Origin of the sequence: Clostridium sp. UBA3061 (assembly GCF_002367465.1) — a bacterium.
Lineage (GTDB): Bacteria > Bacillota > Clostridia > Clostridiales > Clostridiaceae > Clostridium_J > Clostridium_J sulfidigenes.
Genome location: NZ_DFCF01000015.1, coordinates 81,536 through 99,792, shown reverse-complemented (window position 1 = coordinate 99,792; position 18,257 = coordinate 81,536). Strand labels below are relative to the sequence as shown.

The 18,257-nt window shown below is 29.7% G+C and carries 12 protein-coding genes and 1 riboswitch; all 12 genes read right to left on the bottom strand.

The window, feature by feature from the left end; genetic code table 11:
* Positions 1-139 precede the first annotated feature (139 nt).
* The 12 genes from B2P65_RS14575 to B2P65_RS14520 all read right to left on the bottom strand — a co-directional run bounded on the left by B2P65_RS14575 (position 140) and on the right by B2P65_RS14520 (position 17,983).
* Positions 140-2,452 (bottom strand): HAMP domain-containing sensor histidine kinase, encoded by a 2,313-nt coding sequence (locus B2P65_RS14575; RefSeq protein WP_346847739.1) that lies wholly within the window; start codon positions 2,450-2,452, stop codon positions 140-142.
* Positions 2,427-3,125 (bottom strand): response regulator, encoded by a 699-nt coding sequence (locus B2P65_RS14570; protein WP_150845957.1) that lies wholly within the window; start codon positions 3,123-3,125, stop codon positions 2,427-2,429. The genes B2P65_RS14575 and B2P65_RS14570 overlap by 26 nt, the downstream gene beginning before the upstream one ends.
* A gap of 220 nt (positions 3,126-3,345) precedes the next feature.
* Positions 3,346-4,191, bottom strand: coding sequence for a C39 family peptidase (locus tag B2P65_RS14565; protein WP_346880407.1), 846 nt, complete (start codon positions 4,189-4,191; stop codon positions 3,346-3,348).
* A gap of 164 nt (positions 4,192-4,355) precedes the next feature.
* On the bottom strand, positions 4,356-6,134 hold the full coding sequence (locus B2P65_RS14560) for a peptidoglycan-binding protein (RefSeq protein ID WP_346880406.1): 1,779 nt from the start codon (positions 6,132-6,134) through the stop codon (positions 4,356-4,358).
* An 88-nt stretch (positions 6,135-6,222) separates the two neighbouring features.
* A complete protein-coding gene (locus B2P65_RS14555) occupies positions 6,223-6,774 on the bottom strand; it encodes a 5-formyltetrahydrofolate cyclo-ligase (RefSeq protein ID WP_346880405.1) in 552 nt (183 codons plus the stop codon).
* A gap of 109 nt (positions 6,775-6,883) precedes the next feature.
* Entirely contained in the window at positions 6,884-8,260 is a 1,377-nt protein-coding gene (locus tag B2P65_RS14550) for a sodium-dependent transporter (RefSeq protein WP_346847743.1), read from the bottom strand.
* Positions 8,261-8,794: 534 nt separating this feature from the next.
* Positions 8,795-9,829 (bottom strand): ABC transporter substrate-binding protein, encoded by a 1,035-nt coding sequence (locus B2P65_RS14545; protein WP_346880404.1) that lies wholly within the window; start codon positions 9,827-9,829, stop codon positions 8,795-8,797.
* 29 nt (positions 9,830-9,858) lie between these two features.
* Positions 9,859-10,653, bottom strand: a complete 795-nt coding sequence (locus B2P65_RS14540; RefSeq protein ID WP_346880403.1) for an ABC transporter ATP-binding protein — start codon at positions 10,651-10,653, stop codon at positions 9,859-9,861.
* On the bottom strand, positions 10,653-11,642 hold the full coding sequence (locus tag B2P65_RS14535) for an iron ABC transporter permease (RefSeq protein ID WP_346847746.1): 990 nt from the start codon (positions 11,640-11,642) through the stop codon (positions 10,653-10,655). The genes B2P65_RS14540 and B2P65_RS14535 overlap by 1 nt, the downstream gene beginning before the upstream one ends.
* A 213-nt stretch (positions 11,643-11,855) precedes the next feature.
* Positions 11,856-12,026, bottom strand: a riboswitch (cobalamin riboswitch).
* A gap of 129 nt (positions 12,027-12,155) precedes the next feature.
* Positions 12,156-14,231, bottom strand: coding sequence for a methyl-accepting chemotaxis protein (locus B2P65_RS14530; RefSeq protein WP_346847747.1), 2,076 nt, complete (start codon positions 14,229-14,231; stop codon positions 12,156-12,158).
* Positions 14,232-14,675: 444 nt separating this feature from the next.
* A complete protein-coding gene (locus B2P65_RS14525) occupies positions 14,676-16,457 on the bottom strand; it encodes a methyl-accepting chemotaxis protein (RefSeq protein ID WP_346880402.1) in 1,782 nt (593 codons plus the stop codon).
* A gap of 227 nt (positions 16,458-16,684) precedes the next feature.
* A complete protein-coding gene (locus B2P65_RS14520; RefSeq protein ID WP_346880401.1) occupies positions 16,685-17,983 on the bottom strand; it encodes an APC family permease in 1,299 nt (432 codons plus the stop codon).
* Positions 17,984-18,257: the final 274 nt, after the last annotated feature.

The window sequence follows — 18,257 nt, the reverse complement described above, 5'->3', positions numbered from 1 at the left end:
GATATTATACCATATATTACATATAGCTACAATAAGTTCATGGCATTAAAAAACTGCTTAAAAATAGACTAAATACTTACTAAAGTACTTAATCTATTTTCAAACAGTATACTCTCCTTATATATTTTTTTAGAATGTATTATTCATAAATATTAAACTCAACAGTCACCTTAAACAAATCCCCATCTATACCTATTTCTAAAGCTCCGTCATGAAGTTCTATTATGCTTTTTGCAATGGCTAAACCTAAGCCTGAACCTTCTGTATTCCTTGATTCTTCTCCTCTTTTAAATCTTTCTGTAATCTCACTAGCGTCAAAGTTTAATTCATAGGCTGATATATTTTTCATTGTTATATATACCTTACCATTTTCAGATTTTACATCCACATAAACTCTAGTGCTTTTTAGGGAATATTTTATAGCATTAGAAATTAGGTTTTCAAATACTCTCCAAATTTTTCTCCCATCAGCATTAATATATATTTTTTCTGATGGTATATTGGTTTTAAAATCTAAATTTGCTTCTTTAATTCTATTCTCTGCTTCTCCTAACGTCTGCTTTATTAAAGCATTTAACTCTATTTTTTCAAAATTTAACTGCATAGCTCCACTGGCAGCCTTTGAAGCCTCAAATAAGTCTTCTATTAATATCTTTAATCTTTGAGATTTTCTATCTAAAACTTCTACATAGGCTCTTGCTTCTTCTGGTTCAATGCCCATTCTTTTAAGTAAATCTACATAATTAATAATTGATGTTAATGGAGTTTTAAGATCATGAGATACATTTGAAATAAGCTCTGTTTTCATTTTCTCACTTTTATTTTCATTTTCTATAGATTTTCTAAGTCCTTGCTTCATATTGTTTATACTATGGGCAAGATCTCTTAATGCTCCCTTACCCTCTTCTGATATATCATCATTAATTTTTCCTTCTGAAATAAGCTTAGCACCATTAGTTATTTTATTTAAATAAGCAAACTCTTTCACTAATTTATATATAACAATTGCTGTAGCAACTATATCAAAGCCAAGGGCAATAACTGCTCCTACTGCTCCTACTATAACCATTAATATTAAAGATACACTAGTACAAATAGCTACATATACACCTATAACCAATACTAATTTTCTTCCTAAAGTACCTTTTTCCATAGCTATACATAAATGATTATAAAGTTTTACTCCATAACTATCCTTAAGAAGTGTATTCTCCTTATAATTTTGAAGTAAAGCTTTGATAATTAAGTAATAAGCTATCAAAATTAGTGTTACCACCATTATATTATTAATATTGATGGTGTATCTATATTCATTACTCCAATTATGTGTAAAAAACATATGATAAGATATCCATCCCATTAATATACCTAATAACTTAAATTCTAAAGGCATATTTTTCAATTTTTCTACTATTCTATTTGAATAGCATGGCTTATATCTAAACTTCTTAAGGACAAAAATCATAATTACTACCCCAAATAAGGAGGCTACCAAAATGCCTATTTCTGTATCTACAATAGAATTAGCTTGCAGAAATTTTTCATAGGTATTATATATGCTATCTCCAGCTACTAGTTTACTTGGGACTGCTACATATATATCCAAATCTCCCTTTACTCTAAAGCTCTCTTCATTAGTATAACTATTACCATTCTCATTATAACTATGTTTAACTACTACAGTAGCTCCATAACCTTCCCTGTAGTTACCATATTCATTTACTTCCTTGTCTTTAATAAGTTCTCCATTAATAAATATATTTTTATTTTCTACTCCGCTAGAAATATGATATTCCGAAAAATAGCCACTATTTTTCTTTAACTCTGCAATGGCATCCTTACCTGGTTTATAGTTGGTAAGCCATATGTCATTAGCTTTATCATAGGCAATGTACCTTAAATTTGCATAACTGTCCAAAGTCTTAATATACCTATTATAATTCACCAACTTCTCTTCAACTATTAACTTTTTTAGTTCTTCATCACTATAATTGTACTTTTCCTCTATGCTTTTATAGATAGCTTCTTCCTCTTTGTTAACCTTCTCTTCATCCCAATTGTTAGTGTATTTTTCATGTAACTTACTTCGCTCATTATCATACTCTTCTTGAATCTTCTTTCTTATAATTTCTTTTTTCCATTGAATTTCTTCCTGGGTTAAATTTTTTATTTCCTTAATATAATCTTCTGTTTTATAAAGTTCCATTACTTCAAGAATCTTTTCTGTAAAAGAGTTGATTTCACTTCCTAAAAATTTACTTCCATACAAACTTCTTTCATCAAAAATACCACTATTAACTCTAATATCTTTAAAAGAAATTAGGGATATGGAGACCATTACTACAGTTATTATAATAGCTATAGTCTTTGCTATTTTTATTCTTCTACAGTCTTTTACCATTTCTTCATACTCTCTATCCTTTTCATCAACACTTGTCGATTTTGTATCCAATTCCCCACACCACCTTTAAATATTTTGGTTCCTTTGGATTAATTTCAATTTTTTCTCTAATCCTTCTTATATGCACAGCTACAGTATTATCTACATTGTAGCTAGTTTCATTCCAAACTCTTTCGTATATTTCTTCCATGGAAAATACTCTTCCTTTATTCTTAAGCAATAATTCCAAAATTTTAAATTCTATAGGTGTTAGTTTTATACTTTCACCATCAACAAATACTTCCTTATTTTTAGTGTTTAGTTCTAATCCACCACTTTTTAAAACTTCCTTTTCTTCTTCTTTGTTAAAATTACCCAAGGTCACATATCTTCTAAGTTGTGATTTAACCCTTGCAATTAACTCCAAAGGATTAAAAGGTTTTGTTATATAATCATCTGCTCCCATATTTAAGCCTAAGATTTTATCCGTGTCCTCTGACTTTGCAGAGATAAGAATTATTGGAATATTTTTTTCTTCTCTAATTTTAAGAGTTGCTCTAATTCCATCCATCCTTGGCATCATTATATCCATCAAGATAAGATGTATTTCCTTATCTACTAAAGTTTCTAAAGCTTCAATTCCATCACAAGCTCTATATATTTTTAATCCTTCGTTTGAGAGATATATTTCAATGGCATCTACTATTTCTTTATCATCATCAACTACTAATATATTGTAATTCATTGTACTCCCCTCCACTTCATATTAATTATACCATGACTTCTCTCAAGCTATACTTCTATATTACCCTTGAAATATTAAATAATTGTTTATATAAACCTTAAGAAATTCTTACAATATGTTCACATAATAAGAATGGTAGCTATGAAACATAATTCATTAACTTTTATAAAATATAGAGCCTATACTTTAATATTCTTAAAGTATAAGCTCCATGTTTATGTTAATATATTTCATTCATTAATTTATTATTTAAAATAACTATCGATTGGTCTCCCAATTCCTTAAATCTTTTTTCAACTAACTTCTTATCATAGCCAACTACACCATTACCTTCATAGGGATCATTAAAATAATATTTATCTTTATCATAACCTACAAATACCATACAATGCTCATTACTTATCCACTGAAACTTCTCCCCTGATTCTCGCAAATACCATTCTGCACCTGATTCAGTAGGAAGTAAATTAATGCTTGTCCAAACTAACACAGGTATTTCTTTATCTATATAATTTTCTATAAGTTCATTAAACCCACTTCCTGTGGTATTTTTTACGCAGTGCTCTTTTCCTAAGATTTTATTTAATGAATTAACAATTACAGGGGCATAACATCCATAACTATATACACTTCTTGGGTCTCCAACAAAAGCTTCATTAGGATTAGGACCATATAAATCTCCATTAACTTCTTCTAAAAATGAGCTCTCTAAATAATCATCTATAAACTCATCAACAGATATATTATATCCATAATATTTTAGTATCATAGATGTACTTACAACCTCACACCCTGTTGGATATTCTCCAGCTTGACTTATATAGGGTACAGAGATAAGCTTGTAACTTTTATTAGATTGTTCATTAATTTTGTGAGTTTTTAATTCATTATTTAGTTTCTTATAACTCCATAGTGATATCTGCTCTGGTGTATAGGAATTTAAAATAGCTGACATATATACTGTCAAAATGCATAATGTAAAAAATGATACTGTTCTTAGACTTATTGATTTCCCTTTTATTGAATAGTTTTTATCCTTATCTCTTACTCTTTTTGTAATCTTCAATGGATTTTACCTTCTTTCCAAAGGATTTATTTGTTAAATATAGTATACTATGTAAAACAGAACAAATAATTAAACAAATTGTAAATTATATACAATTAAAAGCTTATCCTATAGAATTTAAATCCATAGAATAAGCTTTATCTTATTATCATATTGTTCCTAATTTAAATATCTTGATATACTTGTACAATCTTCTCCCAAGTTAATGGCCCAACTATACCATCAGAATTCAATTCAAAGCACTTTTGAAAATCTATAACTGCTTGATTTGTTGCCTTTCCAAAAATCCCATCCACATTTATATTTTTTATAGAGGGATACTTATCTGCTATAGCGCTTAAGTAGGTTTGTAATTTACTTATGACATTTCCTCTAGAACCTTGTTTTAATATATATCCTGGATACTCATATCCATCTCCTTCTGGCTTATTACTTCCATTAATTATATCTTTATATACAGAGTATATTTTATTCCAAGTTTGCTTTCCAACTATTCCATCTACATCTAATCCAAATTTCTTTTGAAATTGTATTACTGAATCTAAGGTACTTACACCAAAAATACTATCTCCATTAATTGGAGGCACTTCTTTATAATATTGAGATACAAAATTTAAGAAATATTGCATTTGAGATACAGCATCACCTGTGGAGCCTTGCTTTAATAAATATCCAGGATACTCACCTGCACTTTCTAATTTTTCTCCTTCTGACTCTAATTCTGCTAATCTTTTAACTCCTACATAAATTCCTGATATTTTATACCAAGTTGATTTTCCAACGATTCCATCTGCATATAAATTAAATATTCTTTGGAATGCCTTTACAGATGATTCTGTCTCTGATCCAAACACTCCATCTACAGGTTCTATTTTAGGTATTGCTGGATAATTATTAGAAATTCTATTTATTTGTCTTTGAATTGTTTCTACATCACTTCCTGTAGTATTAAGCTTTAACGGAGTTCCACCAAAGGATTCCTCTATACCTCTTATATCATTAGTTTTTGTTAGTTCAATATTATCACCATAGTAATTTTTTAGTATCTCCATAGTTTCATATCCATCTGTAGCAAGTTTTACAGTATCCCATTGTGATAACCCTTTACAAGTTACAGTTGTGCCATTACAATATTGTGCCAATAGTGGTTCCATATAACCTTCTCTAGTAATATATTCATTAAATATATCATCTACAATTCTACTAATATTCTCAAAAATATTTCTTCCCTTAATAAAGTATTGATCATAGGCTGTAGAGTTAGTTATGTGAAAGTTATACCCCTTATTTCTATACCACTCTGTATATACTCTATTTAATGCAAAGGAAATTTGACAATATATATTGGCTCTTATAGCATGCTCTGGCCAAGTAGGATATATTTCACTAGATGCCACATTCTTTATATACTCTGGAAATCTTACAGTAACATTTTCTGCATAGGATGATGGTGCACCCAAATGTACTGTTATGAATTCCGGAATATATGGTCTTATCAACACCTTGCTTTGAAAAATTGGCTCTTTCTCATCTACCTGAACCCTAGGCATCTCCTCTATCAACTGATGCGGTGGAATATAATTATGCTCTAGTTCCTCTAAGAATTCTCTTTCCTTAGTAGTAGGTATCATTTCTACTTGTTGTATTGATACTTCATTAGAAAAAACTTGAACCCCTTCTACTACTGCATCCTTATATCCAGGAGCCCTAACATATAAATCATATACTGAATATGGTATTTGATCAGAATCTTTATTTTTTGATAGTTCAATATCTGGTGTATCTACTTCTAATATTTTCGTTATTCCGCTAGAATCTGTAGTTAATATATGCCCTTTATCAAAATCTACTGAAGTACTTTTTAAAATAAATATATTTCCGCCTGAAACAGGTACCACCTCTCTTGCAGTAAAGAGTTCTACTTTTATAAAACCTCTTCCCATAATTTTCTCCTAAAAAATATTATCCATAGTTATTATATGGAGAAAAGCTATTTATGTTAGTAAAATTCCAAAATATAATTATCTTAATTTATCTATCTGTAATCACTTTATGAATTTTCACATCATGTTCATCATAAGGAATATAGTCACAAGTAATCTTTTCTCTACATATAACAGCTGTAGTAAAGGTAGCATGTTCTAAGTAACGATCATAAAATCCTCCTCCATAACCTAAACGATACCCTTCTTTATTACAAGAAACACAAGGTATTATAGCAAAATCTATTTCTTCTGACCTAATTAATGGACATTCATCCTTAGGTTCTAATATCCCATACTTTCCATCCTTTAAAGATTTATAGCCCTTAATTTCATGTACCTCCATACTCCCCTTACCTATACATTTTGGAACTCCAACTCTTTTACCACTTTCTAATGCATTCTCAATGATATTTCTTGTATTAATTTCATCTTCTGTACTTACAAAACAAAATATAACCTTTGCTTCTTTATACTCCTTAAGATTTATTACTTTTTCATAAATTTTCTTATCCGCTTCTAAAGTATAATCCTTTGATAATTCAGCAATACGTTTCATAATTTCATTACGAAGTTGCCTTTTTTCTTCTTTTATATTCATTAGTAATCTACTCCTTTCTTCCGATTAATATCTTTATATATTTTATAATACATTAAATAAAGGAATACTCAAAACAATAATATTGTTTAGTAGTATTCCTTTAAATTTATTATAATGTTATTCCAAATATTTTTAATATATATGGTAATACTCCTATGGCATTTAACCATATAATGAATATTAAAACTGGTGCAATATATTTTATCATTATTACAAAGAATTGTTTACTTCTAAATCTATATTTACCATTGCAACTAATCTCATCTGAGATATTATCAACACCCCATACATAGCCTATGAATATACACATTAGAAGTCCTCCTAGTGGCATAAGTAGATTTTCAGCTAAGAAACTCATAAAGTCAAAGAAATTGTATCCAAATATTAATACATCTTTCATAACTGGTCCATTGGCCAAGGAACAAGGTATTCCTATAAAAAATAAAATTGTTGATATTATTATAGTAGCCTTCTTTCTTTCTATTTTAAAAGTATCAATTACAAATGCTACTACAACTTCAAGCAACGATATGGCTGATGTTAATGCTGCAAACAAAATTAATATGAAAAATAAAATACCAAAAAATTGTCCAAAAGGCATTGAATCAAATACTGAAGGTAACGTTATAAACATGAGGCTTGGTCCAGCTCCCGGCTCAAATCCAAAGGCAAACACTGCTGGTAACACCGCAAATCCAGCAAGAAGAGCTACTGCTGTATCTATAGCTGGTATAATTACTGCATTCTTTTCTAAGTTTTCTGTGTTTCCCAAATAACTACCATAAGTAATTATTGCCCCCATTCCTAAGCTTAATGAAAAGAATGCCTGTCCTAAAGCTGCCATAACTGTTCCAATTGTAACCTTCGAAAAATCTGGTTTTATAAAAAACTTTATTCCTTCCATTGCTCCATCTAAAGTTACTGATCTAATAGCAATTATAACTAATAATATAAATAGTGCTGGCATCATAAATTTACTTGCTTTTTCGATACCTCCAGCTATTCCTTTCAATACTATTACACAACAAAGAACCATAAATACTAAATGCCATACTATAGGTTGAGTAGTACTTGCTATGAATCCACTAAAATAATTTCCTGCTTCTGCTCCTGATATTCCTCCAATTAAATACTTACCTATATAATTTAGTACCCAGCCACCTATAACACTATAAAATGCTAGTATGCAAAATCCCACAACTACTCCAATAAAACCTACAAAGGCCCACTTTTCACTTAACTTTTTGTATGCTCCTACTGAACTTAAATGAGTATTACGTCCTATTGCCATCTCACCTAGCATAATTACAAATCCAATGATTACAATCATAACTAAGTAAATAACAACAAAAGCTCCTCCTCCATTGGCACCTGCTAAATACGGAAACTTCCATATATTCCCCAAACCTACCGCTGAACCTGCTGCTGCTAATATAAAACCTATATTAGATGCCCATTGTCCTCTGTTACTCGTATTTTTATCCATAACTTTCCCCCTATCAAATTTGATAATTGTTTAAAATATATTTAATTATAGAATATATTTTATAATTATTATAATACAAATTTTCAGATAATTGAATAGAAATTTTATCTATATTCATTGTTTTGCTTATAGCTATCATATTCTCTATAGCCGCATAAATGTAATTCCTTATATTTAAGGGCTTTCCAGACATTAATTATATTTTGAAATCACCATAAAATATATTGTTAAATCGTTTTTGACACTTTATTAACAATATATTGCAATACCATTAAAACTCTATAATGTCCCTTTAAAAATTTTCAGTATATAGCAATATCCTATATTTTAAATAACAATGAATATAAGAACTTCTATTTATACTTTATTAACATATAGAAGTATTTAATTTAAAATTATATATAAAATAATTATAAATTTCAACAAAATTTTGTCGTTTTCTTTCAATTTTTCAATTTAAAGCTTTTCATCTTTTTTAGCAAATAAAAAACAGATGAGACTATCACCTGTTTTTCTATTTAACTAAATATTACTTTATTTTTTAAACACTTTAGGATATAAATATTCAGCTATTATATTATAAGCTTCCACATATCTATCATTAGGTTTATATGTGTATAAATCCTTTGGTAATACGATGTATTTTCCTTCTTTAACAGCTCTTAAAGAAGACCACACTTCATTTTTTTCTAAGTCTTCAATTCTCTTTTCCTTTATCTTTTCCGTATCAGATCCCATTTCTGTAACAAATATAAAATCAGGGTCTTCCTTTAACAATACTTCCATGCTAAAATCTACAGAACTTTTACCTTGTACAATACCATCACCAATAATATCAGCACCTAAATCTTTCAAAATTTCACCTGTGGCACTATCAGAACCTTTAATTTTTATTCCTTTTACCGTACTCATCATTAACATTACTCTAGATTTTTCACCTTGAGGAACCTTGGAAATCATCTCTTCAATTTCACCTTTTATATCTGTGGCATATTTTTTATAGCTATCTTCTCTTTCTAAAAGTGCTGTATAAATTCTAACCACCTTAATATAATCATCTATATTATCAATTCCCATACATAAAACTGGTATATTACTTTGTTCTAAAACCGTTGCTAATTCTACATGAGCAGAAAACCCATTAGAAAGGATTACCAAATCAGGCTGTAAAGAAATAATAGCCTCAGCACTAGGTGCACCTGCCGTTCCTACAACTGTTGCATCTTTACTTTCTGGAACAGATTTCTCATCTGATTCTTCTACACGACCAACAACCTTTCCGCCCAATTTATACCAAAGATCTAAATAAGAATTATAAGCACAAACAACTTTTGTAGGATTTTTTTTGATTGTTACTTCTTTATCTCTACTGTCAATAAAAGTTATACTATCCCCATTATCCTTTATACCATAACTTTCAAATGAATCAGCTGCAACTTGTTCCCCTTTCTTATTAGTATCTGTTGCTCTATTATTTTCTTTATTAGTAGCTTTACCTCCACATCCTACTAATAAAGCCATAGTCATAGTTATAGCAATAACTAGTGACATAATTTTAAACTTTTTCATCATTTATTCCTCCATTTTATTTATTTTTCTTATATACTTAAATCACACAATTTTTGTGGAATTATATATGAACAATCATTTACTCCATCATGATAAATATTAGCATCAATGGCAAATACCTCTTTTACTAATTCTGAAGTTATTACATCATTAGGCTTTCCAAAGTTACAAACCTTTCCTTTTTTTAAAACATAAATTTTATCTGAATATCTAATTGCTTGGTTCAAATCATGCAGTACCATAACAACAGTAAGATTTAAAGATTCATTTAATTCTTTAACCGTTTCAAGAACTTCTAATTGATATGATATATCTAAAAAAGTTGTAGGTTCATCCAACACTAAAATACTAGGTTTTTGCGCCAAAGCCATTGAAATCCACGCTCTTTGTCTCTCTCCACCCGAAAGTGTAGATACATATCTATCTTTTAAATTGTATATCTTTGTCTTTTCCATTGCCCACTTTATTATTTTCTCATCATCCTTATTTATTCTTGTCCCAAATTTCAAATGGGGCTGCCTTCCATAAGACACCAAATTCTCAACGGTTACATCCATATTAATATTTCTAACTTGAGGTAATATTGCCATCTCCTGTGCAATTTTCTTGGTATTAAACTTATAAATATTCTTACTATATAACTCTACTTCACCACTAGTTACCTTTATAAATCTAGACAGAGCTTTTATAAGGGTAGACTTCCCTGAGCCATTAGGACCAATAATTGTTACTATTTCACCTTTTTTAACTTCAAAATCTAAATTATCAATAATTTTCTTTTTACTATAACTCACATTAATTTTTTTTGCTTCTAAGGCAATCATTATTTAGCCCCCCTTGATCTAAGTAAATATAAGAAGAAAGGTGCACCCAATACAGACATTATTATTCCTACTGGTATTTCAATAGGAGAAAATAATGTTCTTGCAAGCAAATCACATATAAGCACAACAATAGCTCCTAATAAAACTGCTGCTGGAAACAAAAATCGGTAATCAGCTCCAATAATCAATCTAGTAATATGTGGTACAATTAAGCCCACAAAACCTAATAAGCCTACTACACTTACTGCACTACCTGCAAGTAATGAAGATAAAATTATAAATATAAATCTTAGTCTTTCTACATTAACACCTAACCCAGTAGCAACTTCATCTCCTAAAACAAGAATGTTAAGCTTGTCAGGTAACATTAAAGCAATTATTACTCCCACTATTACATAAGGTAATACACTATGTACATCTGCCCAAGTAACTCCATTAAGTCCTCCAACCATAAAATTTATAACTCCCGAAACTCTATCAGGGAAAAAGGTTAGTAAAGCATTATTTCCTGCACCTAATAAAGAATTCACTGCAACCCCTGCTAAAATTAGCCTATTGGGCAACAATCCATCTTTCCAAGCTAATCCATAAATAAGCATGGTTACTATAAAAGCCCCTACAAATGCTCCTAAGGGAACCAGATGATAATATTGAGGAAATAAAATTAGAATTAAAAGCGCTGTAAATCCAGCACCTGAAGATACCCCAATTATGCTTGGACTAGCTAATGAATTTCTCATAACTCCTTGAATAATTGCACCTGATAAAGACAAGGAAGCCCCTACTAATACAGAAACAATAGTTCTTGGTAACCGTATATTCCAAATAATATGATAATTTGCCGTTCCCTTTTTAATTGTAAGAGCTTGAATTATTTCTTTAGGGCTAACATTTATAGCTCCCATGCCAACACTTAAAAATAGACTAATTATAAAAATCACTAATAAGATGACCAAGATAATATATTTATTTCTATTCTTAATTCTCATAAACCCTCCTTACCTTAAATATTCAATTAGGTATACACATTTTTCAAAATACAGTTAATATTATATTTCTACAAATAAAAAATCCATACCAAATATGGTATGGAAATAAAAAGCACATCAAATTAGTTATGACAACGCAAATTTAGTCGGTGATAAGATAAGAATACCCTCACCGATAATCTCTATTTTTGCACACCCTTAGATACGAAGAGTATTGTACAACTAACATAGGCAGGTTTCCTGACTTATGTCCACACAAAACGCCTTCCCAAGTAACTCAGTGGCATATGCTTTGTGTATAGGACAATTACAGTAGCGGCTCTGCGTAGGATTTTCACCTAGCTTCCCTTTTAACATAAATGCACCCATATTTCCATTATTAACATATTATTATTATACGTTTATATAAATATAAAGTCAATGTAATAACCCGTATTACATATTTTAAAAATAAAGAGAGAAATCCCATTTTATACTGGAATTCTCCCTTTATTAATAAGTATAACTTATACCTTATATTTTAAATTGCTGAACCACTTCATTTAATTGTTGTGCCAGTTCTGCTTGGCTTTGTGCCGTTTGAGCTACTTGCTCTATAGCTTTTGTGGTTTCATCCATATTTTCTTTTATAGTCTCTGCTTTTTCACTAGATTCTTGAGCAGACTCAGCCATATTTTGAATGGCTTCGCTTACTTGTCCCACTGTAGCTGTAATTTCCTGTGACATAGCTGCTATTTCTTCTGACATATTGCTTACAAAATCAGAATCAAAATGATATTGATTACCTGTCTCTTCATATTCGTCATAAGTTTTCATTATATCTACATCAATGAATTTTAATATGTCATTTCCCGTTTCTATACTTTTATTAAATATTTGTTTTACTGACTCTATAGTTTTTTGTATTTCTACTACAGCACCAGAAGATTGTTCTGCAAGTTTTCTTACTTCTTCTGCAACTACTGCAAACCCACGTCCTTGTTCTCCTGCTCTTGCAGCTTCGATAGCAGCATTTAAAGCTAGTAGGTTAGTTTGATCAGCTATAGATGATATTGTATCTGTCATAACCCTAATGCTATCTATTACAGAACTTTCTTCTATAACCTTCTTCATATTAGCTTCCTTTTGAATGTATAGTTCTTTTGCTATCTTTTTAATCTCTTTGCTATTCTCCTTTACCTTGCTGGCTCTCACTTTAGAATCACTTGCATTATTGCTTCCTTCCATGGCCTTTGAAGATAATATATTCACACTTGAATCCACTTCTTCAACAGATGCAGTTATCTCCTCTGTAGCAGCACTTGACTCCTGCATACCACCTGCAATAGTATTAACAGCCTCGTTAACATTTACAGTTTTAGCTGCCAATTCCTCAACAGTTGCTGAAAGTTCTTCCGCAGATGCACTTATATTTTCCGAATTCTCCATTATAATTTTTACGATAGAATGAATGTTTTCTGTCATCTTATTCAGATACTTACTCATTTCACCAAGCTCATCATTGCTTTTTAATTCTAGTTTTTCTGTTAAATCTCCATTTGCAATCTTCATAGCAAAAGCATTAACCTTTTTAATGTTCTTTCCTATATAATTAGCAAAAAATAATATAAATAATACTACTATTACAATTGCAACTACTATTATTATACTTATTTTATTTCTTAGTGAATTAATTTGAAGATATACTTCTTCCTCAGGAATACATACAGCAATAATCCACTCTGTACCTTCTACGGTGCTATAATAAACCTTTTGAATTCCTTTATCATCTGTAAATGTTCCTTGACCATTCTTATCAGTTAACATTTTTTCACCTAAGACTGACAATGTAGAATTTTCATCATCTTTTATATTAGTTTTCATAATTTTAGATTCATCTACATCTGCAACATATAAACCACTTTTATCTATTAAAAATGCCCTTCCTTCTTTACCGATTTGCATATTTTTTATATTATTTTGTAAAGTAGATAAATCTATATCTGCTGTGGTAACTCCTATAAAATTATTATTTGAATCGTACATTGGACATGTAGCAGTTATCATAGAAACTTTCGCTACATCATCATAATAAGGTGATGACCATTCAACACTCTTATCAGTGTCTTGTCCTATTTTATACCAATCACCTGTTTTATAATCTGTCTTACTATATTCATCTGTATAAGTACCTTTACCGTTTAACTTGTATGCATAAGGTCCAAATAGCTGAATATCTTTCTTATATTTAAATGGTTCAAACCAAACACCAGCTCCAAAAGTTTCATCATTTGTGTCAATTAAGCTTTCCAACACACCTTTATAATTTTCTTCAGTCAGCGATGATACAGAATTCTCAGCCACTTTAGCTAAACTTTCAGATATTTTCTGATGCCTCTCCAAACTCTTTTCAATTTCTTGCGACTTTTCATTTAGTTTACTATTCATGTTTATTTCGAGCTCACTATTTATTATCTTTTTTGCACTTGAATAACTCATATATGCCAGTACAACCATAGAAGCTATTATTACAGGCATAAGTAACAAAATCATCTTTACCTTAATACTTTTAATTTTTATACCTTTAACCTTCACACCCTTAAACTTCATAATTTCAGCCTCCCTCATTTTTAGCTTATATTTTACAATATATTATTTTATTTATCGTATCAATTAATATATTAAAATAGTATAAGCTTAATATTTCTTGTTATTTCATTAAATTGATTTTATTTTCACATACAAAAAATAGTATAAAATATATATAAGCTATTTTATACTATTTTTTGTAATAATATTTTGTTATTAAATGTTAATTTAAATATATTTTTTAGTTTTCATCTTCCTATGATACTTCATATAATTCATTATGTTAACCTTACTATACCATTTACTCCTATTAAAATCTTAAAAATACACATTAATAATACTATTTATATATGTAACTAATTAGGTCATGACATTTAATATCTACGAGAAAGGGAAAAAGAAAGACTATGAGTTATTAATTTAGATATCTCATAGTCTTTCTTCTTATATTGAAAAATTTTAAATTTATATCTTAAATTTTTGAATCATTTCATTTAATTGTTGCGCAAGTTCAGCCTGAACCTGTGCTGTTTGAGCTACTTGCTCTATAGCTTTTGTAGTTTCATCCATGCTTTCTTTTATAGTTTCTGCTTTTTCACTAGATTCTTGTGAAGATTCAGCCATATTTTGAATTGCTTCGCTTACTTGTCCCACTGTAGCTGTAATTTCCTGTGACATAGCTGCTATTTCTTCTGACATATTGCTTACAAAATCAGAATCAAAATGATATTGATTACCTGTTTCTTCGTATTCATCATAAGTCTTCATTATATCTACATCAATGAATTTTAATATGTCATTTCCTGTTTCTATACTTTTATTAAATATTTGTTTTACTGTCTCTATAGTTTTTTGTATTTCTACTACAGCACCAGAAGATTGTTCTGCAAGTTTTCTTACTTCTTCTGCAACTACTGCAAAACCTCGCCCTTGCTCTCCTGCTCTTGCAGCTTCAATAGCTGCATTTAAAGCAAGCAGATTAGTTTGATCTGATATAGAAGATATAGTATCTGCCATAACTCTAATATTATCTATTACAGAACTTTCATCTATTACCTTTTTCATATTCGCTTCCTTTTGAATATATAGTTCTCCTGCTACCTGCTTTACCTTTTTGCTATTATCCCTTACCTTGCTTGCTCTTCCTTTAGACTCACTGGCATTATTACTTCCTTCCATAGCTCTTGAAGATAATATATTTATACTTGAGTCTACTTCTTCAATAGAAGCGCTTATTTCCTCTGTGGTAGCGCCGGATTCTTGTACACCTTCTGCAATTATATTTACAGCTTCATTAACAGTTACAGTTTTAGCTGCCAATTCTTCAACTGTTGCTGAAAGTTCTTCTGCAGATGCACTGATATTTTCTGAGTTTTCCATTATTATTTTTACTAATCCATTTACATTTTCTTGTGCAATATTTAAAGCAATAGCTGTTTGTCCAAATTCATCTTTACTCTCTATACTAATAGGTGCTGAAAAATCATAAGAAGCTAATCGAGTTGCAAAATCTTTAATTATAATTAAAGGTTTTATTATTTTTTTACTTACAAAAGATGATAAAACTATTGCTACTATTAATGAGGCAATAAGTAAAATTATATTAATAGCTATACTCTTTACTAAGTCTTTTTTTATAATAGCTTCTTTTTCAGCTATTATCTTATCAATCTCATCTATATAATTCCCTGTTCCTATTACCCAATTAAAAGGTTCATATAATTTACTATATCCTCTTTTAAGTGATGCTTCTATTTCTCCCGATTTTGGAAACCAATATTCAGTATATCCTCCATTCTCCTTTTTACCATTCTCTATTATTTCTTTCACAAGATATTTTCCTTTAACATCTTGTGAATTTAATCTATTTGTTCCTTCAGTTTTAGACCCTAAAAGCACAATATTTTCACCCTCAACAGTATCGATCCAAAAATAACCCTCTTCACCAAACTTCAACTCTCTTACTAAATCTGCACTTTGTTTCTTAGCTTCATCAACAGTTAGTTTGCCTATTTCAGTCTTTTTATTTATTGTATCTATCATACCAATTACAATTTCTACTTGTTCCTTAATTTTCATATCATAATCTTCATTTAAGATTTGTCTTTCACTATCTAATAGTGCATTGCTAGTTTGAATATTCATATAAGACATTACTACACTTATAGTAATCGCTGTTATTAGAGTTATTATTACTGTTGCAATACTCATTTTAGAACTAACTTTTTTTATACCCTCAATTCTCATAATATCAACTCCTTCACACTTTATTCATATTATATATATATTGTTTGATTTATCGTAACAATTCGGTTATAAGAATAGTGTAAAATTCAATTTTTATTGTATTTACTTTGCTATTGAATTTTTGCTTAAATAGTCTTCTATACATTATAAAAAAGATTGATTCAAATAATTATCCGAATCAATCTTTTATTAATATAGAGTCATAGCTCAATCATTGAGGCTGAACACTATTTTCTTTTTAAATAATAGAATATTGGAAGACCAGCAAGAGCTATACCAATCCCTATTATAGAATTCAATGGTGCAGATACAATTGTACTATATAATATATAAATTCCTCCCAATATTCCCACCATTGGAATGAATGGATAAAGAGGAACTTTATATGGTCTTTTATCTGCAGGTATTTTTTTTCTAAGTCTAAATATACCGAAGACACCCATAACAAAGAATATCCATAAAACAAATATTAATAAGTCCGTAAGAGTATTAAATGTTCCCGAGAAAATATAAATAGTAGCTAATACCCCTTCAAGAATTAATGCATTAGTAGGAGTTCCAAATTTTTTGTGTATTTTACCCAGTTGCTTTGAATAAGGCAATTGCTTTCTCTGTCCCATAGCTAATGGGACTCTAGCACCTGTTAATAAATATCCATTCATAGCTCCAAATACAGATACTATAATTCCTGCAGTTATAAATGCAGCACCACCTTTTCCAAATAGTGAAACTGCTACATCCGATGCTGGTGTTGTTGATGCAACTATATTTTCAATGGGCATTACATTAACCATTGCTATACTTATTAATGCATATATAAATATAACTGAAGTAACTCCAAAAATAATTGCCTTAGGCATTTCCTTAGAAGGATTTTTTAATTCACCTGCTATGTTTGTAACCCCTATCCATCCATCATAAGCCCATAAGGTACCCAATACTGCAGCTCCAAAACCAGCTCCTTCAGTCATAACGGTAACGGAGCGAAAATCATGAGTTTTACCACTAATTAAACCAAATATAATAATAGCAACTATTGGAAGAAGCTTTCCCACCGTTGAAATAGTTTGAATTACTCCCCCATATTTAGTACTAATTATATTCATGATTATTACAAACACTAAGATTCCTACTGCTAGAAGTTTTTGCTCGAAGTTATTCATTGGAATAAAAAATGTAGCATAAGTGGAAAAAGCTATGGCTAAAGCTGCTCCCGATGCAGGATAAGATATTACTGTTTGAACCCACCCTAATAGGAAACCCCATACTTCTCCATACAGCTCCTCAAGATAAACATATAACCCACCAGTTTTAGGTATAGATGAAGCTATCTCCGCAATTGTAAGAGCAGAAGCTAAAGTTATAATACCTCCAACTACCCAAGCCATTATGCCCATTATAGGTGAACCTGCATCATTAAAAACAATACCTGGTTTTAGGAATATTCCAGATCCTATTATCATTCCAACTACTATTGCAATGGCTTCAATAAATGTTATTGTCTTCTTTTGTATTTTTTCTATCATTGTTTCCTCCTAAATAGCTTTTTATAGCTTTATTATATCTTACAATTTGTTTTTTATGCTTAAGGCTTAATGTTATAAATTTCTATACTTCCATTAGAAATCAAATTTTTAACACCTTATTTTTTTTGTGTAATTTAACAAAATGTATTTCTTTTATATCAATTTTACAACTTAAAATCATGTACCTTATATTTTAAAAAATTTTTGCTAATTAGTCTAGTGTAAAATCACTTATATAAGAAAAACTATGCATAAAAATTTTTATTGATAATTT